Below are 23,180 nucleotides of genomic sequence, written 5' to 3'. Positions count from 1 at the left end.
GGGTTGAACCTGCTGGCCCTCGGTCGAACGCAGATGGCTGACTACGGGGGATGGAAACCTTACGTCCCGGTGGCCGAGCGTTGGAAAAAAGCGGAACAGCTGGTCGCGAGAGCGATCAAGGCTGGCAAGACGCTGTCGCCCATCGCGCCATATCGCGGGGCCATTGCGAAGACCTTCTGGGGCAAGGCGTGGTGCGATAACCTGGACTATCTTAATGCCTCGATTGCGCTTCACTTCTTCCGGGCAAACTCCGTAAACTGGGTTAGATGTAGCCTCCGGGTAGGTCGCCAGGTGCCTGTACGTCAGCGTGGAAATTCGTCCACGCCAAGGCCAAATAAACGACGAGGAAGGCACTATGAACACGAAATCTGTCGAGAATGTTGCCGTCCCTGCGGTGAACTGGAAGGAAGTGGCCGGGGAGCTGATTGGCGCGGTCGATTCGCTCGAAACGGTTGAGCAGATGAAGGGGTATGTTCCGGGACGACGATGGCCTGATTCAGGAAGCGCTCGATGAAGCGAGTGACGCGCCACGCGCTCCTCTATGGCGGCACGCAAGGCTGAACAAGCCGCTCAGGCCGTGCCCGCGTCAAAGCTTGAACTGACACCGTCGCAGGTGACGATTGCCAGAAAGTATGCCGATGGTGAGTTTGCGTACGTGCCGGGATATCCGACCCTCGAGGCTTTTCGGGGTGAGCTGGATCAGTGTGGCGACACGCTCTTCAAGTTTCTGATGATCGAAACGTCGAAGGGGGAAGATTGCCTGTCTCACGAGGCCACGATGAAGCGTCTCGAATTGGCGATTGGTCACCTGGCCAAGGTGTTGGATGCCGTGGACGTGGAGGCTGACTGGTCGCTGGAGGAGCCTGAGCAGACGTCAACTCCGTTACCATCGCCTGATATGTGAATCCAAAATGAATAGCTTAAACCCGCCAGTTCTCTTTCGAGCCAGGCGGGTTTTTCTTTGCCTGCGGGGCACGGGCTACATACAGCGGTGGAGTCGCTCAGTCGTTCAGTTGCGACTCGACGTTCAGAACGATCCGTGCGACCGGGTTGTTGTCTGCGGATTGCGGCGCGAACTTGATCTGGGCGAAGGTGACGATACCGAGAGCGACGACCAGGAGTGCTCCAGACGCGGCGATGCGGGAAAGGTATTTCACAGGGACCTCATTTTGATGGTGTAGACAGAAACTGGGCGAAGCTGACAGGCGTGTCGAATCACCTTCAGCGGTATGTCTGTCCGCAACCCGGCAACGCCGGACGCGGTCGTCAGATCGCACCTGCCGATCGGACGGGGCTTGTGCAGTGCACTATAACACGACCGTCAGATCGCACCTACCGATCGCACGGGCTTGTGCAGTGCACTATAAATGGTTTTTGCCCACGCTCAGTGCGACACCCTGTCGCCAGTGGATGCTTAATTGCTTGAGCGTTTCGTGCATGAAAGCTTTCTGTAGGCCGTAACGTGCCGTCATCATAGGTGGGCGATTCTCGCAGGCACGGACGATGTCGAGGTGGCCGCCTCAACAGGCTCCCCGCTGGAGCCCGCTAGATCAGGGCTACATTGCGCAGCTTGGAGCTGCGCTCTGCCTGCTTCTCGAGGAAGCGCTTGTAGTGCGCCTCCAGGTAGGCCGCCTGTGCTGCAGTGGGCGTCTTGCCCAGACACCTATGGTCACCACCAGACAGGCACGTTCCGGCTCGTCGATCGCATCAGAGAAGAGCAGATTGCCAGTCTTGGGGTGGACTGACATAAGGTAGGCGTCGTCGATAGCGGCTGATCGGTTGCGAAGCACAGCGCGTAACGCATGAAGCAGGCTGCTTCCAGCCAGCGCGGTCCTTGCTCGAGGCGCTTACTGATCGAAGGCGGCCGGCGCGCGCAGCGCCGCGCGTATTGCCGCACAGCGGCGTCGTTGCAAAGCGTCGGCCAGCCTTCATGCACGCCAATCGCATAGAGGGGATCGATCTTTGTGCACACCTCCCCCATTTGATGCGTAGACTGCCGCAGGGGCACGGCCCACAACCATTGCTGCAGGCTCGCATGGTCATTGTCAGGTTGTGCCAACAGCCGTGACGCGGCGTTGGCGCGCGAAGAACTCAGCATGAGGGTATGCGAGCTGGCCGACCAAACGCTTGACCAACGTACGCGGCGCCGGCGCAGTCTGGTTCACGCGCGCCTGCTCGCAAAAAGGAGGGCAGGCCCGCGCGATGCTCGCCAGGCTGATCCGCCTGCCGTTCGAAGCGCAAACCGTCCATCCCGTCGTTAGCGCACTTGACGTGCTGCGCGAACTTTATGCCCGTAAGGTCTACCTGTTACCGGACCGCGTTGTAATCCGGCTCGGGCGGGCTTGGCGAGAAACGATCGACAGCTATGACCGGTACAAGGCGCTATTGGCGGCGGCTATTCCGCACGATCTACCTGATCGACTACTTCACCAATGCGGCCTTCCGCGCCGAATTGCAGCACGTGCTCAATCGTGGGGAGGCGGTCCATACGGTGTAGCGGGCAATCCATATCGGCAAGATTCCACTGGAACTGACCAGGCACCATGACACGCTCGCGGCGGTGTCCTCAGCACTGGCGCTGCTCTCCAATGCGGGGATGGCGTGGAACACGATCCACATGCCGCGCGCGGTCGACCAGATAGAGGCGATGAGTGTAGAGGCCGTTCAGGCGGGCGACTTGCGGCGCATCGCGCCGACGCATCTCGAACGTATCAACCTGCGCGGAACGTTCGATTTCCCGATCGAACGCTATGCGCATCAATTGCTGCCGAGCGTCGCCGACCTGAATGCGAAGCAGCGACGGCTAGCTTGAACCGCAGCGATCTCTATCGGTGCGCCGCTACTCAAGTTCCGCCCGATGGGCGCAGGGCGAGCGGCACTTCGGCGCGCAAAAAGTTCGGCGAGTCGATCAAAAAAGGAAGGGGCCAGGCAGGGAGACAGGAAGTGTCTGATTGGGTGAGGTATTTTAACGGGGCCGCCTCGCAAACCCGCATCGAGCCAAGATCAACCTGCCGTCGCAAATGCATTGAAATCAAGGGTAGGCCGTCATTGCGCGGCACGCCACGAAACGGGAAGCTTTCGAGCGGTTCGCAGAACGTCACGATCGCATCGACGTATCTGGACGCGGTCTGTGGCGCGCCTGCGGTGGCCGGCCGCCACAGTGCAACGAAACTTTGAGGGGGCCGTCATCGCTCCCGGTGTCAGGACTGCAACAGACCCAAGGTTAAGACATGGCCGGCTGCGAGGCGCTTTTGGCCAGCTGGATTTGTCGCCCGAGTAACGTCACGCTGAACATCGCGATCAGCAAGGGCACGGAGAAGACGCAGTACAGACTCCCGGTAGTCCAGCCCGCATCAACCAGGGCCCCCGCCGCCAGCGGTGCCAGCACCGCACCCACACGACCGATACCAATCGACCAGCCCATTCCGGTCACGCGGGTTTCGGCCGGATAAAGAAGGGGGGCGAACGCATACAGGCCAGCCATGCATGCGAAGATCCCCGCGCCGATCAGCATGGCGATGACGAACGCGACGGTGAGCGTCGAGGCAAACATGCCAAAGCACAGCATCAGGGCTGACGTTAGCGCAAGGCTGGTCCACAGCAGCGGCTTGAGGCGGATGCGCGACGAGATAAAACCGAACAGCACGCCACCCACTACGCCGCCCACATTCAGCAGCACGCCGCCGGTGATGCCTTGCTGAGCCGACAGGCCGGCTGAGACAAGCAGCTTCGGCGTCCAGCTCAGTACAAAGTAGAAGCAGAGCATCACAAGGAAGAATGACGCCCAGATCATCAGCGTTTGCAGCGCAAGCGAACCGACGAACAAGCTGCGAAATTTACTCTGCGTCGCGGCTCCATCTGTTGGGGTGAGTGGCTGTGGAAGCTCGGCGACTGCTTCATGGCCCAATTTTGCGAGCAGCGCATTAAGCTTTGTCAGTGCGCCGGTCCCGCGCTTTGCGATCAGAAAGTCGAGCGACTCTGGCAGCCGCACGAGAACGAACGGAATCATCACGGCAGTAACGAGCGTCCCGAACACGAAGACGCTGCGCCAGCCGTAATGCATCAACAATGCGCCGGCGATCGATCCCCCGATCGTCGCCCCGATCGGATAGCCCGTTACCTGCAGACTGATGGCGGCGCTGCGCCACCGGTTTGACGAGTATTCGGAGGTGATCACGTTCAGGCTCGCGAGCATGCCGCCGATACCAATACCCGTGATCGCGCGCAGCGCTGCAAGCGAAACGATGCCGGGTGCCCCGGCGGACAACAGCATCCCGCCCGAAATCATCCCGAGGCAAAGCAGGATGACCGGTCGCCGTCCAACGCGATCGGCCCACGGCGCGAGAAAGAGTGAGCCACCTGCCATGCCGAACAGGCCGGCGCTCAGTAGCAAGCCGAGCTGCTTTCCGTTCAGATGCCAGTCGGCAGATATCGAAGATGCCGTGAACGCCATCGCCAGGACGTCAAATCCGTCGAGCATGTTGAGCACGATACAGATCGTGACCGCAGCAATCTGGAAGCGGCTCATTGCGCCCTGATTGATCGTCTCCCTGATATCCATCTTCATTATCTTCTCCAGTCCATTAGCTAATCGAGTGGCGTCACGCTGTCTTGTGCGAAAGAAGCCGTTGCACCGATGCGTCCCAAATCCCATTCGGTCCCGACCGCGTCATCTTCTCCGTCCTGAGCGGGACGTGTCGGTCATTTCATTAGATGAATCAAGCGCCGGATTTGATGTGTCAACATATCATCAGCATACTGACGAAAAGTGTGCCGATAAAATGCGATATGCTCTATCTGTGTTTACCCTGTCCGGCATACTTCCATGACCGCTGATCGATCCGTTGACTTACCCCTTGACGAGCTACCCGGCCATTGCATCCGCCGCCTCCAGCAGATGGCCGTTGCGATCTTTCTGGATGAGACGTCGGCCTACGGGATTACTCCCGTGCAATACGCAGCAATGCAGACCGTACATGACCACCCTGAACTCGATCAGCGCTCGCTCTCACGTGCCATTGGTTTCGATACGTCGACCATCGGCGGGGTTATCGACCGACTGGAGAAGAGGGGGGTGATGCGGCGCAACGCCTCGCCGGATGACCGGCGCGTGCGGTTGCTGACCCTAACGGCCGAGGGTGAAGCGCTACTCGACGAAGTCAGGCCTGCCATGTTGCGGGCGCAGGCGCGCATGCTCGAACCATTGCCCGCGTCCGAGCGTGAGAATTTCATGGCAATGCTGAAGGTTCTGGTGAACCGGACTGACCGTGAGCTCGGCGCTGCCCCTGACGAGGCAAAGCAGGAAGCCGTCTGACGGGTGGCCGCTCTTGACGCTGTCGCCCACCGTTATTTGATCCTTCTTGTCGCGCGCCATCAGCAAAAATCACGAAGGCACAGATGATGAAGTCGCTTGGCAAAATGGTCATTGTCGCTGCCGTTGCTGCAGCACCAGTTGTGTCCTTTGCGCAATCCAGCCAGTCGCCAGTAAGCCGTGCGCAAGTGCGCGCTGAACTGGTACAGCTCGAAAAAGCTGGCAATGGTCCGCAGGATTGGATTGATTACCCCGAGAACATTCAAGCTGCTCAGGCGAAAGTTGCGGCACAGTATGCGACGACTCGGGGGACCGTTTCGGGCTATGGTGGTGTCGCAGACGGAACATCGCGCTCCAGCACGGCAGGCGGTCAGTGATAGCTGACGTAAGGCGCCACAATCAAAAATGGTGCAACTGCGGCCGAGGTTCCTTTGCCCTCGTTAGCAGGGAACGTCGGGTGTTCTCGTTTGTAGACTGCGCACGTTGCTCCTGACGCGACGGCTCGTCGCTGCCTTTTCAACAACCAACAACACAGACCTAATACGTCAGGCGTTATAGAGCGCACAAGCAACGAGAAAGGCAAAAGACAAAGAAGCAGCTGACGCGCGCGGTGGCCGCGGATCAAGGTCAGATAGGCTCGGGCGCACAGGACCAGAAGACATCTGACGTGCTTGTCACCTCGACGGCTGATCCCGACGAGGTTGGACCTGCCGCCGGTGCTGTATTGGCGCGGAACAAGTCCAACTGACGCGGCGAAGTCGCGACTGCATCCGTACTGCCTGCCATTGCCCATTTCTGCGGCAAGCACGCTCGCGGTAATCCGACCGATCCCAGTAATGCTCATGAGCCGTTGCCCAACGTCGTCATCGGCGAGTTGGTGCGCCCGCTCCCGTTCAATCTCACCGATCTGCTTTTCAAGGTACTTGAGGTGTTCATGGAGGCGTTCGAGAATCGCTATGAGCCGGGGCGGCAATGCTTGCGCATCGAGAAATTCCGGCAGTCGCGCAACGGCGGTCTTGCCGACCGGCAGCCTCACGCCTGACTCAAGCAGGAAGCCATCCATCTGGTTGGTCGTTCTCGTACGGTCCCGCACCATCGATTCACGCACGCGGTGCAGAACTGAAAGTGTCTGTTGCGACTCGGTCTTGGGCGTCAGAAAACGCATTGCTGGACGCGCTGCGGCTTCGCAGATCGCTTCTGCGTCGACAAAGTCGTTCTTGTTCGATTTCACGAATGGCCGTACGAACTGAGATGAAATCAGCTTCACCTCGTGGCCGAAACTGGCCAGCTTGCGCGCCATGTGATGAGAGCCAGCACACGCTTCCATGACGACGGTGCAGACCTCGTACATTGCGAAGAATTCGATCAGCTGAAACCTTCTCGCGCGTGCATCGGCATAGGGGACTGCCGGCTTGCTTGCCGTGAATGTTTCTTGCCGGTTGGCGGTCCATTGCGTTACGACATTCGTCTGCTGAAATAGTGGCGGATGATGGATCAGTGCAGGAGCAAGAGACCTTCGCATTCAAGGCAGCGACAAAGCGTACTAAACGCGTCGCTTTGGCTTGCCATTTGTGGTCTCACGCGGATTGGACTTCCTGCTGCCTCACAGGCATATGCCACCAATGTGTGGGCGATTCCACTGCGTCGATATGAAGGCTCGACAAAGAGCTCAAGCAGAACGGCTGACGAGGCGCCGGAACAATCATCATGCGAGATGGACAACCGCCCTACGGGTTCGGCATGGTGATAAGCGACTGAGTTTTCGCCTTCGTCGTCAGTTTCGACATGGATAACACGGCCGCAACGGTCCTTGAAGATATACGTATGCATCGCCAAAGGCTCATGTCAAGCGGCGCTGCCTCGCAGCGACTCACGCCGGATCGCAGGCGGACGTCGCAGTTCAACGCCCGCGGAAGCCGAGCGTCGGTACCAGGTCGGTGCCGTGTCTTGCGACTCGAAAGAATGCAGCCCGAAATGATGCACTATCAACTTGCACCCGTAAACTCCGTGGTGGCGGTGCCGCAAATGGGAGCAAACGTGCAGTCGAATTCATGGCCCGCCATGGCTTCCCCACGAGCCAACGATGAAGCTATGCGATCGTGTGCGGAAGTCGCCACTGCCTCAATCAAAATTGCGCGCGCTTGAGCGCTACACAGACCTTTACACGCGGAAAGTCTTCGCGGTTTCGGTTGCGGCATGCCTTAGGTCGGGCACGAACGCGAGCAAGTCGTCGAGCGCGACGCGCCCGACCGGTGCCTGGACGGCGATTGCCGCGCACGCACGGTTACGGTCCAACATCACGGGAACGGCGATTGCGATCAAGCCCTGTAAATGCTCCTGATTATTGATCGCGAGCTGGCGGCGACGCGTCACCGCCAGCTCCTTGCGCAACGCTTCGCGGTCGGTGATCGTTTGCTCCGAATGGGCGCGCAACGGCAGCGTCTCGATCACGCGATCGCGGCGCTCCTTGGGTAGAAAGCTCAGCAGCAGCTTGCCGCTTGCTGAACAGTGCAGCGGCACGTGCGAGCCCGGCTGCAGGTGCATGCGTAACGGCCATTCGGTTTCTACGCGGTCGACATACACCACGTCGTTGCCGGCGAGCATGGTGAGATTGCAGGTTTCGCCAATCTTTTCGACGAGCTGCTCAAGCAGCAGATGCCGCGCCGCAGCCGGCCCCGCATGCATCAGCACGTTTACCGCCATCATTCTCACGCGTGCCGAACACTCGTACAGCTTGTCGTTGGCGCCTCGCGTGACGAGCCACGCGTCGGCGAGCTGGGTCAGGATGCGGTGTACGGTCTGCTTGGGCAAACCCAGCGCCTGCACCAGATCCATCATCGCCAAAGGACGGCCCGCCTGGGCTAGTGTTTCCAGCACGCGGAACGCGCGGACTGCCGCCGCATTCGATTGGTTCGACACACTTGTCTCCTGCGTCGGGTGCATTGTGCGGTTGACGCGAGTCTTCCCGCCATTGTGCATCTCCCAGTGCAATTTCCGGGACTGGTGAAAGTCCCGAAAATCGCGGATTCCGCGCCTTTGCATCCGTGTGTCTGCGATTGCGCGGGAATCGGGACCCGCATTCGCGCGCCGATGAATAAATTGGCAGTACAGCCAATTGTTCAAACGGAGTTCACCGATGAATGTGAGGGACACCGCAGTCGTCGCCGGTGCGGGTCGATCCGACCCGCCCGCGCCGGAGATCGCCGCGCTCGTTGCGCGTTCGCGTGCGGCGCAAAGAGCATTCGAGTTCGCCGGACAAGCAACCCTGGATACCGCTGCGGCGGCGGCCGCCTGGGCGATCATGGAGCCCGGCCGAAACCGTGAGCTTGCCGAGCTGGCGGTGCGAGACACCGGGCTCGGGAACGCAGAAGACAAATTCCGCAAAAACTACCGCAAGACGCTCGGACTGCTGCGCGACCTGCAAGGGAAAAAGACCTCTGGCGTGATCGCGCGAGACGAGGCCGCCGGCATTGTCGAGATTGCGCGCGCGGTCGGGGTAGTTGCGGCGATTACGCCCTCCACCAATCCGGCCGCGACCCCGGCCAACAAGATCATCAACGCGCTCAAATGCGGCAATGCGGTGATCGTCGCGCCGTCGCCGAAGGGCTATGGTACGTGCGCGGCGCTCGTTGGCTTCATCCATGCGCAGTTCGCGAAGGCAGGGCTGGACCCGGCGCTCGTGCAGATGCTGCCCGGACCGGTGGACAAGGCCGCTACCGCCGCGCTGATGGGCGAAGCCGACCTCGTGGTCGCAACCGGTTCGCAGGCGAATGTGCGCATGGCCTACGCAAGCGGCACCCCGGCGTTCGGCGTGGGGGCCGGCAATGTGGCGTCGATCGTCACGCCTACCGCGAACCTTCGCGATGCAGCGCACAAGATCTCCGCGTCGAAAACCTTCGACTACGCGACGAGTTGCTCGTCGGAGAACAGCGTCGTGATCGACCAGGCGGTCTACGACGCGATGTTGCGCGAGCTCGCCGCGTGTGGCGGCGTGCTGCTCGACGCCCAGCAAAAGGCGCAATTGCAGAAAGCCATGTGGACCGACGGCAAGCTCTCCGCGCTTTGCACCGCCAAGTCTGCGGCGCAGATCGCGCGCACCGCCGGACTCGACGAGGTGGCCGAAGCGGCGGCGCATGACAGCGCGTTCCTGATGGTAGAGGAGAGCGGCTTCGGGGCGACCCACCCTTTTTCGGGCGAAAAGCTCGCCCCGGTGCTGACGGTCTACCGCGCGCGTGATTTCGGCGATGCGGCGGATATCGTGCGCAGTCTTTACGCGTACATGGGGGCGGGTCACTCCGTCGGCCTGCACACGGGCGAGTTGCACGAAGCTGAGACGCTGGGTTCGACGCTGCCGGTGGCGCGCGTGATCGTCAACCAGGCGCATTGCTTCGCGACGGGCGGCAATTTCGACAACGGCCTGCCATTCTCGCTCTCGATGGGCTGCGGCACCTGGGGGCGCAACAATTTTTCGGACAATCTCGGCTTTCGCCAGTACCTGAACATCACGCGTGTAGCGTATTCGATCGCGGAGCGCGTTCCCGAGCTCGACACCTTGCTCGGAGACTATTTCCGGAGGTTCGGCCAATGAGCGCGCCTGCGACGATCCGCGCGCTGATCGAAGCGCGCGCCGCGCAGTATCCGGACAAGCCGTTCCTTCTGGCTGTGCCGGACGAGCGTGTGCAGGACGGCGACAACGAAGAGGCCGGCGCAGGCACCGACAGCGCCACAGCGGGCGCGACGCTAACCTTCGGCGCGCTGCTCGAGCGGTGTCGCGCGCTCGACATCCGCTTTCGCGACGCCGGCCTGAAACCGGGCGACGTCGTTTCGGTCCTGATGGGCAACGGCATCCAGACTGCCACGCTGCTGCTCGGCGCGATGTACAGCGGACTGATCGCGCATCCGCTCAACCTGCTTTGCCAGACGTCCCAGCTTGCCTATGTCGTCGAGCATTCGGATACGCGGATGATCTTCGCGAGCGCGCAGACCAGCGTCGCGCTCGCAGCGGCACTCGCCGCGCTGCGCGAGCAGGGCATGTCGCGCGACATTGCGCTCGTGCGTACCGAGCCGGATGCCATCACATTGCCGGTGCTGCCCGCGCTCGGAACGGCGGGCACCGATGTGGCGAGCGCCGTGCCGGCGTCGTTTCTCTCTGGCCTCGAGCCTGCGCCAGCGGAAATCACTGCCGCGCCCGTGTCTGCCGACGTCGCCCTCCTGATGTATACCTCGGGCACGACCGGTGCGCCGAAGGGTGTGCTTCTCAGCCACGAAAGCCTGCATGCGAACGCGCGCAACATCAGCCTCGAGCACCGGCTTGCCGCCGACGACCGCGTGCTGGCATCGCTGCCGCTTTATCACATCAACGGCCTCGTCGTGACCTTGCTTGCTCCGCTTTGGCACGCGGGCTCAGTCGTGCTGACGCCGCGTTTCTCCGGGCGCACGTTCTGGCGCGACGCTGCCAGCTACGGCTGCACGTGGATCAACGTGGTGCCGACGATCGTCGCCTTTCTGCTCGCCGGCGACGAACCGCGAGGGCTAGACCTGTCCGCGCTCAAGTTCTGCCGCAGCGCGTCTGCCGCGCTGCCCGCCGACCATCATCGCGCGTTCGAGGCGCGCTTTGGCATTGGCGTGATCGAGACGATGGGGATGACCGAGACTGCCGCGCCAGTCTTCAGCAATCCGTACGAGGAATCGCGGCGCCGGATTGGCAGCATCGGCCTGCCATCGGGCGGCGAGGCGCGCGTGATCGATCGCGACGGCCGCGAATGCGGACCGAACGAGTGCGGCGAAATCGTGTTGCGCGGCGATCAGGTGATGCGCGGCTATTACAAGCGCCGCGAGGACACCGCGAAGGCGTTCACCGCCGACGGCTGGCTGCGCACCGGCGATCTCGGCTACCGCGACGACGAAGGCTACTTCTATATCAACGGCCGCTCGAAGGAGCTGATCATCAAGGGTGGCGAAAACATTGCGCCTCGCGAGATCGACGAGGCGTTGCTGCGCCATCCGGGCGTGCTCGATGCAGCGGCCGTCGGCGTGCCCGATCCAGCCTATGGGCAGGAGATCGTCGCGTTTGTGGTGCCGCGCGAAGCGCAGGGCGCGCCCGACCCCGCCGATCTGCGCGAGCACTGCCTGCGCGAACTGGGCCGCTACAAGACGCCACGAGAGTTCCGCTTCGTGAGCGAGCTGCCGCGCGGCCCCTCGGGCAAGGTCCAGCGTCTGAAGCTTGTGACACCTTCGGACTGACACGCGCCTGTGCGGATCCGATCCGCCGACACAAAAGAGAGACTCAGGAGACGACAACATGAAACAGCACGCGCAGCGCGTCAAGACGCGCCATATCATTCTCGCGGTCATGTGCCTGATGTATTTCATCTCGTACATCGATCGCGTAAACATCGCGGTCGCGGGACCGCTTATTCGCCATGAGATGGGCCTGAGCGCAGTGCAGCTCGGACTCGTGTTCTCCGCCTTTGCCTATCCGTATGCCGTCATGCAGATCATCGGCGGCTGGCTGTCGGACAAGTTAGGGCCGAAGCTCGTGCTCACCGTGCTCTCGTTGATCTGGGGCGCGGCGACGTTCGCCACGGGCTTTGCGGGCAGCGTCGCGATGCTGGTGGGGCTGCGCTTCGCGCTCGGCGTCGGCGAAGGTGGGGCGTTTCCCACGGCCACGCGCGCTTTCACGTACTGGATGCCGGTGGGCGAACGCGGCTTCGCGCAGGGAATCACGCACAGCTTCGCGCGCCTCGGCGGCGCGATCACGCCGCCGCTCGTGCTCGCGGTGGTGGTTGCGGGCGGCTGGCGCGACGCGTTCATCCTGCTCGGCATCGTGAGCCTCATGTGGACGGTGCTCTACTTCTTCGTGTTCACGAACTCGCCGGAGCAAAGCCGGCGCATCACGCCAGAAGAGACCGCCGAGATCGGCTATCGCAAGGGCGACTGCGACCGCGCGAAGCGCGCGGCCACGCCGTGGCGCAAGCTCGTGCGGCGCATGTGGCTCGTCACCTTCGTCGACTTCTGCTACGGCTGGCTGCTGTGGGTTTATCTGACCTGGCTGCCGTCCTATCTGAAGGAGTCGCGCGGTTTCGACCTGAAGCAGCTCGCGCTCTTCACGGCACTGCCGCTGCTCGCCGGCGTGGTGGGCGACACGCTCGGCGGCGTGGTCTCCGACCGGCTCTACAAATGGACGGGCCGGCTGCGCTTCGCGCGCTGTGCGGTGCTCGTGACTGGCATGGGCGGCTCGCTCGCTTTCCTGCTGCCCATGGTGTCGGTCGCCAATCCGATGGTCGCGGTCCTGTTCCTCTCCGCTTCGTTCTTTTTCCTCGAGATCACGAATCCGGTGCTATGGACACTGCCGCTCGACATCGCCGGCAAGTACGCGGGCACGGCGGGCGGCATGATGAACACGGGCTTCGGTATTGCGGGGATGGTGTCGCCGGTCGTGTTCGGATATCTGATCCAGCACACCGGCAGCTACAACGTGCCGTTCATGATTTCGGCGGGGCTGCTTGCGCTGGGGATCGTCGCGGCGCTCTTCATCGATACCGCGCGCACGGTCGAAGCCGACGAGGAACGCGAGCGGCGCATGGGCACGCAGGAGGCTGGCGCCTTTGCGTTCCTCGACAGCATGCCGACGGTGCGGCTCGAGCGGCATACGTTGCGGCGGCCGCTGCGCTGGTGGCGCTGAGCCCGGCTGGACGCGGGTGTGAGGCAATGCATGCGGCGGCCCTTTCGGCTTCCGGGGACCGCCGCCCAGTTACGCGTTATGCGCCGCCGAGCTTGCGCAGGCGCCAGATGAGGCTCGACGTGTCGAAGCGGCTGCCGCCCAGGCGCTGTACGTCGCCGTAGAACTGGTCGACGAGCGCCGTAACCGGCAGTGAAGCACCATTGCGCTTCGCTTCGTCGAGACAGAAGCCGAGATCCTTGCGCATCCAGTCCACAGCGAAGCCAAAGTCGAACTTGTTGGCCATCATCGTCTGGCCGCGGTTGTCCATCTGCCAGCTCGCGGCGGCGCCCTTGCCGATCACCTCAAGCACCAGCGCCATGTCGAGCCCGGCGTGCTCGCCGAAGTTGATTGCCTCGGAAAGCCCCTGCACGAGGCCGGCAATGCAGATCTGGTTGACCATTTTGGCAAGCTGGCCGGCGCCCGCCGGGCCCACCAGCGTTACGGCCGCCCCATAGTGGGCGAGCGTGGACTTCGCGCGCTCGAAAGCCGCGGCTTCGCCGCCACACATAATTGTGAGCTTGCCGTTCTGGGCACCCGCCTGGCCGCCCGACACGGGCGCGTCGATGAAATGCAGGCCATGTTCGGAGGCGCTCGCGGAAAGCTCCCGCGCCACGTTGGCGGAGGCGGTCGTATGGTCGGCGAATACGGCGTCGCGCGCCATGCCGGCGAATGCGCCGTCCGCGCCGAGTGTGATGCTGCGCAGGTCGTCGTCATTGCCGACGCAGGCGAGCACCAGATCGGCGCCCTGGGCCGCTTCGCGCGGCGTGGCGGCCGCGCGTCCGCCGTATTCGGCGACCCACTGTGCGGCCCTTTCGGCGGTGCGGTTGTAGACCGTCACTTCGAGCCCGGCTTTGGCGAGATGACCGGCCATCGGATGGCCCATAACGCCGAGGCCCAGGAACGCGACTCGGCGTACCGGATTGGGGGCAGACGGGGATGCGGATTGACTCACATTGGCTCCTTGGGGTGGGGTTTGAGGCTGGGGTGACTTCATTATCTCAGCTATCGGCGCAGCGCTTGAGCGCCGTCTGCACGCGGCAGAGCCTGCCGCGGCGCGCCGCTCGCGGGCGTGACGACAGCGGCCGATCTCGTCGACGACCTCTCGCCGGAGGGCAACCGGAAGTCTCGGGGCAGTGCTCGTGGTGGCAGACGCGCCGGAGCTGGTGCGCCCGCTTGTCGTTCGCGAGCCTGGCGCTCGCCGCGCCCGACGTGCTGGAAGAAGCGCGCCTGCGCGCATGGCTCGAGACGCTGCCGGGCACGATCCTGCGCGCGAAGGGCTTCGCGCGCGTGGTGGATGCAGCGGGCGGCGTCAGCACGCGCGCGTGTCAGGTCGCGGCGCGCCGGCTGCGCATGACGCCGCCTATGCAGGGCGAACATGCGGCGCACGGGACTCAGAGCGTCATCGTCTTCATCGGATTCATCGATGCGCAGACCGAAGCGGTGCTGCGCGGCGGACTGCTCGCGTGCCGCCGTGTAGAAGTGTCGCATTGAATGCCGCGCACGAAGCGCGGCGAATCTCTCACCGCACTCCGCTGATGGCAAGATGCCGCGCGTGATGCCGGCGTCCCACCCACGCGGCCGACAGCGCGCTAACGATACCCGCGAACATCGTATAGAGGCAGATGAGCCAAGGATCGCCGCCATTGCGCTGCAAAAGCCAGGTCGCGATGATGGGGCTGATGCCGCTCGCGAAGATGCCGGAGAACTGATAGACGAACGAGATCCCGGAGTAGCGCACGTTAGCGTCGAACAGTTCTGCGAAGAGCGCCGCCTCGGGCCCATAGACGGAAGCGTAAATCACGCCGAGCGGAATGATCACGGCGATCCACACGAACACCGGCGAGCCGCCGCTGTGCTTCATGAGCCAGAAGCCGAAGAAAGACGACAGGCCGGTAAAGAGCGAGCCCCAGAAGTAGATGCGCGTTCTGCCGATGCGATCCGAAAGGCGCCCGAAAAACGGAATCGTGAAAATCATCGTGAAGGCGGCGGCCATGACGGCGAGCAGCGCGTCGGTGCGAGAGAGCTTGAGCGTCTGCGTGAGGTAGGCGATCGCGAAGACGGCAAAGACGTTGAAGAACACGCCGTCGATGAAGCGCGCCCCCATCCCGGCGAGTACGTTGCCAGGATAGCGGAAGAGCACCTCGGCGATCGGCACGCGGACCTCGGCACCTTGTTGCTTCACGCGTTCGAACTCGGGTGTTTCCAGCACGCGCAGGCGGATATACATGCCGATCGCGACGAGCGCAAAGGAAAGGAAGAACGCAACGCGCCAGCCCCAGCCGAGAAACTGCGCATTGCTGAGTACGGAGGAGAGCAGGGCGACCACGCCGGACGCAAGGCATAGCCCGATCGCGAGGCCAATCTGCGGAATGCTCGCATAGAGGCCGCGCTTGCCTTCGGGCGCGTATTCGAACGACATCAGCACGGCGCCGCCCCATTCGCCGCCAAGGCCCAAGCCTTGCGCCACGCGCAGAACGAGCAGCAGCGCGGGCGCCCACAAGCCGATTTGCGCATAGGTCGGCACCGCGCCGATCAGCACTGTGGCGACGCCCATGATCGAAAGCGTCATGATCAGCATGCTTTTGCGGCCGAGCCGGTCGCCGAAGTGACCGAAGACGATGCCGCCGAGGGGGCGGCTCAGGAAGCCCACGGCGAAGGTGCCATAGGCGAGCATCGTCGAAATGAGGGGGTCGCCGCTCGGGAAGTAAAGCTTGTTGAAGACGATGCCGGCGACAACGCCGTAGAGGAAGAAGTCGTACCACTCGATCGTCGCGCCGATCAGGCTCGCGACGACCACGCGCCTCATCTGCCGGGCGTCGGTGCGGGGCAATGCGTTCATGGCTGTCTCCTTTGAGGGCGCACCTGTGCGGTGCGGTTCCTTGAATTGCTGATATTTTCGTAAGGCGTCCTTTGTTTACTGCGTGTCGCGTTCATCCTGCATGTGCTGCATGGCCCCCGGAGCCTGCTGACGTCACAGGTGTGTCTCGACGTACTTTTCTTGTGGCGAGGTAAGAGCCGGGTGGTCTTCGAGAATCATGTCGGCGGCCTTCTCCGCGATCATGATCACGGGGGCGTTCGTGTTGCCCGAGACGAGTTCCGGCATGATCGACGCATCGACCACGCGCAGCGCGGCGAGGCCATGCACACGCAGGCGGTCGTCCACGACCGAGGTTGCGTCGCGGCCCATCTTGCAGGTGCCCGCCGGGTGATAGATGGACTGGCTGAACTTGCGCGCCGCATCCAGCAACTCGGCATCGCTCTGATAGCGCTCGCCCGGCACAAACTCGGACACGATGTGCGGTGCGAGCGACGGCGCGGCGGCGATGCGGCGCGCCACGCGGATGCCGCCGATCACGACGGCATGGTCGCGCGGATCGGACAGGTAGTTGGCGCGAATGGCAGGGTACTGGAGCGGGTCGGCGGAGCGGATTTCGACGCTGCCGCGGCTATGGGGCCTCAACTGACAGACAGACGCCGTGAACGCCGAGAAGGGATGGGCGCCCTGGCCGGGCTTGTCGGCACTGAGCGGCTGCATGTGGAACTGGATGTCCGGGCGCTCGGCCGCGGGGCTCGATCGCGTGAAGACCGCCACCTGGCTCGCCGCCAGCGTGAGTGGCCCGGTGCGCCAGAGCGCGTATTGCAAGCCGATCCAGGCCTTGCGCAACGGATGGTTGACCTCGTCGTTCAGCGTGCGTTCGCGGGTGCGGTAGACGAGCCGCACCTGAAGATGGTCCTGCAGGTTCTGACCCACGCCTGGCAAGTCGTGCAGTACGGGAACGCCTGCGTGGCGCAACACGTGCGCAGGGCCGACTCCGGAGTGCTGAAGGATCTGCGGCGAACCGATCGCGCCCGAAGCCAGAATGACCTCGACGCGCGCACGCGCGCGCTTGCGCACGCCGCCCTGCCAATACTCCACGCCCACGGCCCGGCACCCTTCGAACAGTATCCGGCTCGCCTGCGCCCGGATTTCCACGATCAGATTGCTGCGTTTGCGTGCGGGCTTCAGAAAACCCTTTGCGGTGCTCCAGCGAAAGCCCTTGTACGCGGTCTGCTGGAAGTAGCCGACTCCCTCCTGGACCGCGCCGTTGTAGTCGTCATTGGGCGGGATGCCAATATCCTGTGCGGCGGCGATGAAATGGTCGGCAATGGGCCGGCGCAAGCGCAGGTCCGAGACCTTCAGCGGGCCGCCTACGCCGTGCCAGGCGTTCGCGCCGCGCTCCTGATCTTCGGACTTCCTGAAGTAAGGGAGAACATCCGCATAGCTCCAGCCGCGATTGCCGAGCGCCGCCCAGCGATCGTAATCCTCACGCTGTCCGCGCACATAGAGCAGGCCGTTGAGCGAGCTCGATCCACCGAGCACCTTGCCGCGCGGCCAGTCGATCTGGCGCCCGGCCACACCCGCGTCCGGCTCGGTGCGATAGCACCAGTCGAGCGCGGGGTTGTGCATGGTCTTGAAGTAACCGACCGGGACGTGGATCCACGGATTATTGTCCTCGCCACCCGCTTCTAGCAGCAGCACGGCGTTGCACGCGTCGGCACTCAGCCGGTGGGCAAGCACGCAACCGGCCGATCCGGCTCCGACGATCAGGTAGTCGACCTCATGATCCATGGATCCCGTCTCCTCGCATTCCACGAGCGGCATGACGTGCCGCGTTTTTCGGATCAATGTCGGGGAAGGGGGGGCGGACCGCAAGCGGCGATCGTGCGCGCAGGCCGAAAGTGAAACGGAAACTGCCGAAACGGAATCAGAAGTCCACGGCGAAGCGCGCACGTTTTGCCGCCGCAATGGCAGCGAGCCGGACGCCCGTTCAGGACAGCGAGAGTCCCTGCAGCAGCGGCGCGAGTCTACTCGCCGTTTGCTTCATGCGGCCCACCGACTCCAGCAGTTCCTCCAGGGTCGCGCGCGCGGTTGGGGCATGCACGGCGAGCGCGGCCAGCACGCGTTTGCTGGAGGGGTCGCGCACTGGGACCGCAATCGCGACCATGCCGCGCACGAACTCTTCGTTGTCGACGCCGATGCCGCGCACCGCGAGTTGTTCGAGTTCGGCCGCGAGCGCCTTCGGAGCGGTCAGGGTGCGGTGCGTCATCCTGGTCAGCACGAGGCGTTCGAGCAGCGCGTTACGCTCGAGCACGGTCATCTGCGACAGAAAGAGCTTGCCGCTCGCGGTGCAGTGCAGCGGAACGTGCATGCCCGGACGCATCTCCATACGCAACGGCTCCGTCGTCTCGACGCGCTCGATGTAGAGCACGCGATCGCCGTCGAGCGCGGTGAGATTGCAGGTTTCGCCAAGCGACTCCACCAGTGTGCGCAGCAGCACCCGGCAGGAGCGGGTGAAGGTGTTGTTCGCGAGCGTGGCAAGCGCGAGCTGCGCCGCGCGCGGGCCCAGCGCGATGCTGCGGTCGTGCCCGCGCGAGTCGGGCATGTGGATCACGTAGCCGCGTGCTTCCAGCGAATCGATGAGCCGCAGCAGCGTCGCCTTGGGAATATGAAGGCGGGCGGACAACTGCGAAAGCGTGTACGGATGGCCCGCGGACGCCAGGTGCTCCAGCACCACGAGCGCGCGCAATACGCGAGCGTCGTCCGACGACGATTCTTCGCGCAGCGCGGGGGCGCTGTCTGGCGTCGTGTTTGGTATTGGATTTTGCGTCGTCTCTCGCGCTGTGTCGCGCATTGGTCTGCTCCTCGTAGGCGTGGAATTGAAACGAATTGTTCGACTTTCCGGGCGCGTTTCAGTATGAGCGCAAAGTTCACGGGGTTACGTAGCGGATTACCCCGATGCGTCACGCAAATCTTCCTCGCGCTGTACCAGGCGATAGCGGGCCACTGGCTCTACCTGCGCAATTCTGGTCTGCCTAGAATTTTTTCTAACAGAGCGCCAGAGAATGACGACAGGAGACAGGCATGACGAACAGGCAGTCGGCAGGAACCGCTCTCGCAGCGGCGCGTGCAAGGGTCTTCACGAAGCCTGTGGAGCATTGATCATGGGATATAGCACAGTCGATTCCACCGCCGGTTTTGCCGCAAGCGATTCCGGCGCCACGAAGTACGACCCCAGGTACGATCCGCTCGTCTCGCCGGGCCCAGGGGTCGGCAAGGACTACGCGCCGACCTACTGGGTCGCGACCGCCGGCAGTCCGCCACCCGACGACGGCCCGGTCACGAGAGATCTGGACGTGGATGTCGCGATCATCGGCGCGGGCTACACGGGGCTCGCCACGGCGCTCTGCCTCGCGCGCGAGCATGGCATCAAGGCGGTGGTGCTGGAGGCAAACCGCACGAGCTGGGGCTGCAGCAGCCGCAACGGCGGGCAGGGGCAGAACGCCTCGGGACGCCTCTCGCGCTCGCAATGGATCGAGCGCTGGGGTAAAGACGTCGCCCTCAAAATGCACGACGAGATCCAGCAGGGCTTTGATCACTTCAAGGAACTCGTTGCCGAAATCGATTGCGATCCCCAGCCGGGCGGACACTTCCTGATCGCACACCGCCCGCGCATCATGGCGAAGCTCGCCGCCGAGGCGAAGGTCTGGAAGGACGTATTCGGCTACCCGTCGGAGCTGTTGAGTGCGCAGACGTTTCGCCGCGAATTCATCGACGACCACGAGGCGGCCGGTGCGCTGCACGAACCCGAAGGGATCGGCATACACGCGCTGAAGCTCGCGTTCGGTTATCTGCGCCTCGCGCGGGCCGCCGGCGCCAAGGTCCACACGAGCAGCCCGGTGATGGGATGGGAAACCATCAACGGCGTGCACCACCTGCGCACGCCGGGCGGCGTCGTGCGGGCACGCGCGGTTGGCATCGCGACCGGCGCATACACGGCGCAGACGCTGCATCCGACGCTGCGCAGCAAGGTCATGCCGATCCTCTCGAACTCGATGGTCACGCGCCCACTCACCGAAGCCGAAATCGCCGCCTGCGGGTTTCGCACGACTCAGGTGCTCACGGACACGCGCACGCTGCGCTTTTACTATCGCTTCCTGCCCGACGGCCGGCTTCAGATCGGCAGCCGCAGCGCGATAACCGGCGAGGACGCGCCCAATCCGCGCCATCTCGATCTGCTCAAGGAAGGCATGGCGCGCAAGTTCCCGGCCTTGCGCGGCGTGCAGATCGATTACTCGTGGTGGGGCTGGGTGGACGTGAGCCACGACATGATGCCGCGCGTGTGCCAGCCCGATCCGCGGCAATCGGTGTACTACGCACTCGGCTATGGCGGCAACGGCGTGTCCTATTCGCAGCAGGCCGGGCGGCGGCTTGCCGAGCGCATCGCGGGCAAGGGCGCGCAACAGACGCTGCCGATTTTCACCACGCCACTGCCCGGCCACCCGTTCGCGCCGTTCAGGCGCATCGGTCAGCGCATGCTGTATGTGCAGTACTTCAGGCGCGACGAGAAGCCCTAAGGACCGAGCACGCCTCGGCGCACGAACCCTTTGACACGGCCGCCGCTGGCGTCATGGCCGTGCGCCGCCTGGCCGCCGAAAATCCGTTCGGAACACGAAGCGAACAGCCCCCGGACCTGACAGCCGACGACAACGCTCCGGACGAGTCGCGTGCGCGACCCAATCACGCAGGGCGCGCGACGGCCACGCCGAACAACCATGCAAACCCGGAATTGACTCTGTGGAGGTGACATGCAACCCCCGATGGACAACCATGAACTGAAATGTGGGCTCAAGCAGCGCCACATGACCATGATCGCGCTAGGCGGCGTGATCGGAGCCGGTCTCTTTGTCGGCAGCGGCGTCGTAATACAGCAGACAGGGCCCGCCGCCGTGCTCTCGTTTCTCATCACGGGCGGTCTCGTCGTGCTGGTGATGCGCATGCTCGGCGAAATGGCGTGTGCCATGCCCGCGGTCGGTTCGTTCTACGAGTACTCCCGGCTCGCGTTCGCCACCTGGCGCGGACCGGGCAAGCTGGCTGGCTTCCTGACCGGCTGGATGTACTGGTATTTCTGGGTGATCGTGGTCGCCGTCGAGGCAGTGGCGGGCGCCAAGCTCGTCCAGTTCTGGCTACCCGACGCGCCCGCGTGGATGATCAGCCTCGTGTTGCTCGTGCTCCTGAGCGCGACGAACCTGATTTCGGTGGGCAGCTACGGCGAATTCGAGTTCTGGTTCTCCTCGATCAAGGTGGCGGCGATCGTCGTTTTCCTCTTTCTCGGGGGCCTCTATGTACTTGGATTGTGGCCGTCGTCGCTGCACACGACCGCCGTGTTGCCGACGCTGCTCGGCCATGGCGGCCTCTTGCCGAAGGGGATCGGACCGGTGTTGAGCGGCGCGGTCGCGGCAACGGGCTTTTACTTCGGCGCGGAAATCGTCACGATCGCGGCGGCCGAGGCGCGCGAGCCCGCCAAGGCCGTCGCGAAGGCCACGAACTCCGTCATCACGCGCGTGCTCGTCTTCTACGTGGGTTCCGTGCTGCTCGTGGTCGCGCTCGTGCCGTGGAATTCGCCGGCCATGTCGACGCCGTATGTGAGCGCGCTCCAGGCGATGGGCTTGCCTGCTGCCGCGAACATCATGAACGCGATCGTGCTGACCGCCGTTCTTTCGGCGCTCAACTCGGGCCTTTATGCGGCGTCGCGCATGCTGTTCGCGTTGACTCGCCACGGCGACGCACCGGCGGCGCTCGCGAAGGTCAACCGCCGCGGCGTGCCGGTGCGCGCGATCCTGATTGGCACCGTGTTCGGCTATGTGTCGGTCGTGATGTCGTACGTATCGCCCGATACCGTGTTCGCGTTCCTCGTCAATTCGTATGGCACGGTTGCGATCTTTGTCTATCTGCTGATCGCCTTGTCGCAGCTGCGCCTGCGCAAACGCCTCGATCCGGAGGCAATTGGCGAGCTGCGCGTGAAGATGTGGTGTTTCCCCTACCTCACATGGGTTGCGATCACCGGCATGGTGGGTATTCTCGTGGCGATGGCGTTCATCCCCGAGCAGCGCAAACCGCTCTGGCTCGGCGTTGTGAGCCTTGTGGTGCTGCTGGCCACCTACGCATGGCTGCAGCGACGCGCGCGCATCCGTGAGCGTGCCCGCGAGTACGCGCCGTCCTTCGCGACCTGGCCGCCCGCTGTTGCGGAGACGGGTGCGGGTCGCTTCGGCGAATGAAACCGCCTGCATGCAGTCATGAAAGCGACAAGGAGAACGCGATGACCACAGAACGCGCCATGGAGGGACCCGACCGCCTGGTGTCGGTGCGCGAGCGCTTCGGCTTCGATTCGAACCTGATGGTGCCGGCCTTCGGCGAGCGCGACGCCCACGTGCCGGACGTGGATGAGGCTTATCGGTTCAACCCCGAAGTCACGCTCGCGATACTCGCCGGCTTCACGCGCAACCGTCGGGTGATGGTGCAGGGCCTGCACGGCACAGGCAAGTCCACGCATATCGAACAGGTCGCCGCGCGCCTGAACTGGCCCTGCGTGCGCGTGAATCTCGACGGCCATATCAGCCGGCTCGATCTGGTCGGCAAGGACGCCATCGTGGTGCGCGACGGCCGCCAGGTCACGGAGTTCCAGGAGGGTATCGTGCCGTGGGCGCTGCAGCGTCCGGTCGCGCTGATCTTCGACGAGTACGATGCGGGCCGCCCCGACGTGATGTTCGTGATCCAGCGCATTCTGGAGCGCGACGGCAGCTTCACGCTGCTCGACCAGAATCGCGTGATCCGCCCGCACACCCACTTCCGCCTCTTCGCGACCACCAATACGATCGGCCTCGGCAATCTCAACGGCCTGTATCACGGCACGCAAATGCTGAACCACGCGCAAATGGACCGCTGGAACGTGGTCGCCACGCTCAACTACCTGCCGCGCGAGGAGGAGGCCGGCATCGTGCTCGCCCGCGTGCCGGAGATGACCGACGACGCGGGCCGGCAACTCGTCGATTCGATGATCAGCATGGCGGCCATGACGCGCAAAGGGTTCGCGACCGGCGATCTTTCCACGCTGATGTCGCCGCGTACCGTCATCGACTGGGCCGAGAACTGCCAGATTTTCCGCGATCCCGCGCTGGCGTTCCGGCTCACGTTCCTGAACAAGTGCGACGAGGCGGAGCGGCCGATCGTGGCCGAGTATTACCAGCGCTGCTTTGGCGTCGAGCTGGACGTAGCGTCCAGCGCGAGCGGCGGAGCGGGAGGCGAGCAACCGGAGCCGCGCGCGTGAC

19 protein-coding genes and 3 pseudogenes are annotated in these 23,180 nt (G+C 63.6%); 12 read left to right on the top strand and 10 right to left on the bottom strand.

What is annotated here, in order from left to right:
- Nucleotides 1–355 precede the first annotated feature (355 nt).
- Together EVC45_RS45785 and EVC45_RS45780 are read left to right on the top strand one after the other, a co-directional pair.
- Nucleotides 356–514 carry a hypothetical protein gene (locus tag EVC45_RS45785; protein ID WP_168991550.1) on the top strand — a complete coding sequence of 53 codons (159 nt, stop codon included), beginning with the start codon at nt 356–358 and terminating at the stop codon, nt 512–514.
- Nucleotides 515–541: 27 nt separating this feature from the next.
- Entirely contained in the window at nt 542–904 is a 363-nt protein-coding gene (locus EVC45_RS45780) for a hypothetical protein (protein ID WP_168991549.1), read from the top strand.
- Between the two features lie 97 nt (nt 905–1,001).
- Here the strand turns inward: EVC45_RS45780 and EVC45_RS45775 are convergent, their stop codons facing one another.
- Nucleotides 1,002–1,157, bottom strand: a complete 156-nt coding sequence (locus EVC45_RS45775) for a hypothetical protein (RefSeq protein ID WP_168991548.1) — start codon at nt 1,155–1,157, stop codon at nt 1,002–1,004.
- 608 nt (nt 1,158–1,765) lie between these two features.
- Nucleotides 1,766–2,068 (bottom strand): annotated as a pseudogene (locus tag EVC45_RS27795) (Tn3 family transposase); the annotation flags it as partial.
- 324 nt (nt 2,069–2,392) lie between these two features.
- Here EVC45_RS27795 and EVC45_RS27790 point away from each other — a divergent pair.
- Nucleotides 2,393–2,812, top strand: a pseudogene (locus tag EVC45_RS27790) (Tn3 family transposase); the annotation flags it as partial.
- A 411-nt stretch (nt 2,813–3,223) separates the two neighbouring features.
- On the opposite strand, the gene EVC45_RS27785 reads toward EVC45_RS27790, so the two are convergent.
- Nucleotides 3,224–4,567: an MFS transporter gene (locus EVC45_RS27785; RefSeq protein WP_129961400.1), complete on the bottom strand. Its 1,344-nt coding sequence runs from the start codon at nt 4,565–4,567 to the stop codon at nt 3,224–3,226.
- 258 nt (nt 4,568–4,825) lie between these two features.
- Here EVC45_RS27785 and EVC45_RS27780 point away from each other — a divergent pair, with 258 nt between their 5' ends.
- Nucleotides 4,826–5,314: a MarR family winged helix-turn-helix transcriptional regulator gene (locus EVC45_RS27780; RefSeq protein WP_129961399.1), complete on the top strand. Its 489-nt coding sequence runs from the start codon at nt 4,826–4,828 to the stop codon at nt 5,312–5,314.
- Nucleotides 5,315–5,400: 86 nt separating this feature from the next.
- Nucleotides 5,401–5,688, top strand: a complete 288-nt coding sequence (locus EVC45_RS27775; RefSeq protein ID WP_129961434.1) for a DUF4148 domain-containing protein — start codon at nt 5,401–5,403, stop codon at nt 5,686–5,688.
- A 224-nt stretch (nt 5,689–5,912) separates the two neighbouring features.
- Here EVC45_RS27775 and EVC45_RS27770 read toward each other — a convergent pair.
- The 3 genes and pseudogenes from EVC45_RS27770 to EVC45_RS27760 form a co-directional block, all read right to left on the bottom strand.
- Nucleotides 5,913–6,698: pseudogene (locus EVC45_RS27770) on the bottom strand (IS110 family transposase); the annotation flags it as partial.
- Between the two features lie 107 nt (nt 6,699–6,805).
- Nucleotides 6,806–7,141 carry a GNAT family N-acetyltransferase gene (locus EVC45_RS27765; protein WP_129961398.1) on the bottom strand — a complete coding sequence of 112 codons (336 nt, stop codon included), beginning with the start codon at nt 7,139–7,141 and terminating at the stop codon, nt 6,806–6,808.
- Between the two features lie 330 nt (nt 7,142–7,471).
- Nucleotides 7,472–8,254: an IclR family transcriptional regulator gene (locus tag EVC45_RS27760; protein WP_129961397.1), complete on the bottom strand. Its 783-nt coding sequence runs from the start codon at nt 8,252–8,254 to the stop codon at nt 7,472–7,474.
- A 193-nt stretch (nt 8,255–8,447) separates the two neighbouring features.
- Here EVC45_RS27760 and EVC45_RS27755 point away from each other — a divergent pair, with 193 nt between their 5' ends.
- Genes EVC45_RS27755 through EVC45_RS27745 form a run of 3 tightly spaced genes read left to right on the top strand, consistent with a single transcriptional unit; the run spans nt 8,448 to nt 12,995 of the window.
- Nucleotides 8,448–9,899 carry an aldehyde dehydrogenase family protein gene (locus EVC45_RS27755; protein WP_129961396.1) on the top strand — a complete coding sequence of 484 codons (1,452 nt, stop codon included), beginning with the start codon at nt 8,448–8,450 and terminating at the stop codon, nt 9,897–9,899.
- Nucleotides 9,896–11,554: an AMP-binding protein gene (locus EVC45_RS27750; RefSeq protein WP_129961395.1), complete on the top strand. Its 1,659-nt coding sequence runs from the start codon at nt 9,896–9,898 to the stop codon at nt 11,552–11,554. The genes EVC45_RS27755 and EVC45_RS27750 overlap by 4 nt, the downstream gene beginning before the upstream one ends.
- A 58-nt stretch (nt 11,555–11,612) precedes the next feature.
- On the top strand, nt 11,613–12,995 hold the full coding sequence (locus tag EVC45_RS27745; RefSeq protein ID WP_129961394.1) for an MFS transporter: 1,383 nt from the start codon (nt 11,613–11,615) through the stop codon (nt 12,993–12,995).
- A gap of 76 nt (nt 12,996–13,071) precedes the next feature.
- On the opposite strand, the gene EVC45_RS27740 is transcribed toward EVC45_RS27745, so the two are convergent.
- Nucleotides 13,072–13,986, bottom strand: coding sequence for an NAD(P)-dependent oxidoreductase (locus EVC45_RS27740; RefSeq protein WP_248295281.1), 915 nt, complete (start codon nt 13,984–13,986; stop codon nt 13,072–13,074).
- Nucleotides 13,987–14,207: 221 nt separating this feature from the next.
- Between EVC45_RS27740 and EVC45_RS27735 the strand changes: the two genes are divergently transcribed.
- Nucleotides 14,208–14,525, top strand: coding sequence for a GTP-binding protein (locus EVC45_RS27735; protein ID WP_248295280.1), 318 nt, complete (start codon nt 14,208–14,210; stop codon nt 14,523–14,525).
- Between the two features lie 28 nt (nt 14,526–14,553).
- Here EVC45_RS27735 and EVC45_RS27730 read toward each other — a convergent pair whose 3' ends face one another.
- The 3 genes from EVC45_RS27730 to EVC45_RS27720 all read right to left on the bottom strand — a co-directional run bounded on the left by EVC45_RS27730 (nt 14,554) and on the right by EVC45_RS27720 (nt 18,706).
- On the bottom strand, nt 14,554–15,873 hold the full coding sequence (locus EVC45_RS27730; protein ID WP_211193487.1) for an MFS transporter: 1,320 nt from the start codon (nt 15,871–15,873) through the stop codon (nt 14,554–14,556).
- A gap of 132 nt (nt 15,874–16,005) precedes the next feature.
- Nucleotides 16,006–17,643 (bottom strand): GMC family oxidoreductase, encoded by a 1,638-nt coding sequence (locus tag EVC45_RS27725; protein WP_129961432.1) that lies wholly within the window; start codon nt 17,641–17,643, stop codon nt 16,006–16,008.
- Nucleotides 17,644–17,842: 199 nt separating this feature from the next.
- Nucleotides 17,843–18,706: an IclR family transcriptional regulator gene (locus tag EVC45_RS27720; RefSeq protein WP_129961392.1), complete on the bottom strand. Its 864-nt coding sequence runs from the start codon at nt 18,704–18,706 to the stop codon at nt 17,843–17,845.
- A gap of 310 nt (nt 18,707–19,016) precedes the next feature.
- Here EVC45_RS27720 and EVC45_RS27715 point away from each other — a divergent pair, with 310 nt between their 5' ends.
- From EVC45_RS27715 to EVC45_RS27705, 3 genes are all read left to right on the top strand, one after another.
- Nucleotides 19,017–20,429, top strand: a complete 1,413-nt coding sequence (locus EVC45_RS27715) for an FAD-binding oxidoreductase (protein WP_129961391.1) — start codon at nt 19,017–19,019, stop codon at nt 20,427–20,429.
- A gap of 231 nt (nt 20,430–20,660) precedes the next feature.
- Nucleotides 20,661–22,130 (top strand): amino acid permease, encoded by a 1,470-nt coding sequence (locus EVC45_RS27710; RefSeq protein WP_129961390.1) that lies wholly within the window; start codon nt 20,661–20,663, stop codon nt 22,128–22,130.
- Nucleotides 22,131–22,171: 41 nt separating this feature from the next.
- Nucleotides 22,172–23,179 (top strand): AAA family ATPase, encoded by a 1,008-nt coding sequence (locus tag EVC45_RS27705; protein ID WP_373683072.1) that lies wholly within the window; start codon nt 22,172–22,174, stop codon nt 23,177–23,179.
- Nucleotide 23,180: the final 1 nt, after the last annotated feature.

This window comes from Paraburkholderia sp. UYCP14C (genome assembly GCF_004197395.1).
GTDB lineage: Bacteria > Pseudomonadota > Gammaproteobacteria > Burkholderiales > Burkholderiaceae > Paraburkholderia.
This window is presented reverse-complemented; position numbering and strand designations above follow the sequence as displayed.

Excerpts from the sequence above, each read along its gene's own strand:
- EVC45_RS27785 (WP_129961400.1), bottom strand. The coding sequence starts at position 4,567 with ATGAAGATGGATATCAGGGAGACGATCAATCAGGGCGCAATGAGCCGC.
- EVC45_RS27730 (WP_211193487.1), bottom strand. The coding sequence starts at position 15,873 with ATGAACGCATTGCCCCGCACCGACGCCCGGCAGATGAGGCGCGTGGTC.
- EVC45_RS27760 (WP_129961397.1), bottom strand. The coding sequence starts at position 8,254 with ATGCACCCGACGCAGGAGACAAGTGTGTCGAACCAATCGAATGCGGCG.
- EVC45_RS27755 (WP_129961396.1), top strand. The coding sequence starts at position 8,448 with ATGAATGTGAGGGACACCGCAGTCGTCGCCGGTGCGGGTCGATCCGAC.
- EVC45_RS27775 (WP_129961434.1), top strand. The coding sequence starts at position 5,401 with ATGAAGTCGCTTGGCAAAATGGTCATTGTCGCTGCCGTTGCTGCAGCA.
- EVC45_RS27750 (WP_129961395.1), top strand. The coding sequence starts at position 9,896 with ATGAGCGCGCCTGCGACGATCCGCGCGCTGATCGAAGCGCGCGCCGCG.
- EVC45_RS27705 (WP_373683072.1), top strand. The coding sequence starts at position 22,172 with ATGACCACAGAACGCGCCATGGAGGGACCCGACCGCCTGGTGTCGGTG.
- EVC45_RS27715 (WP_129961391.1), top strand. The coding sequence starts at position 19,017 with ATGGGATATAGCACAGTCGATTCCACCGCCGGTTTTGCCGCAAGCGAT.
- EVC45_RS27780 (WP_129961399.1), top strand. The coding sequence starts at position 4,826 with ATGACCGCTGATCGATCCGTTGACTTACCCCTTGACGAGCTACCCGGC.
- EVC45_RS27710 (WP_129961390.1), top strand. The coding sequence starts at position 20,661 with ATGCAACCCCCGATGGACAACCATGAACTGAAATGTGGGCTCAAGCAG.
- EVC45_RS45780 (WP_168991549.1), top strand. The coding sequence starts at position 542 with ATGGCGGCACGCAAGGCTGAACAAGCCGCTCAGGCCGTGCCCGCGTCA.
- EVC45_RS27725 (WP_129961432.1), bottom strand. The coding sequence starts at position 17,643 with ATGGATCATGAGGTCGACTACCTGATCGTCGGAGCCGGATCGGCCGGT.
- EVC45_RS45785 (WP_168991550.1), top strand. The coding sequence starts at position 356 with ATGAACACGAAATCTGTCGAGAATGTTGCCGTCCCTGCGGTGAACTGG.
- EVC45_RS27745 (WP_129961394.1), top strand. The coding sequence starts at position 11,613 with ATGAAACAGCACGCGCAGCGCGTCAAGACGCGCCATATCATTCTCGCG.
- EVC45_RS27720 (WP_129961392.1), bottom strand. The coding sequence starts at position 18,706 with ATGCGCGACACAGCGCGAGAGACGACGCAAAATCCAATACCAAACACG.
- EVC45_RS27765 (WP_129961398.1), bottom strand. The coding sequence starts at position 7,141 with ATGCATACGTATATCTTCAAGGACCGTTGCGGCCGTGTTATCCATGTC.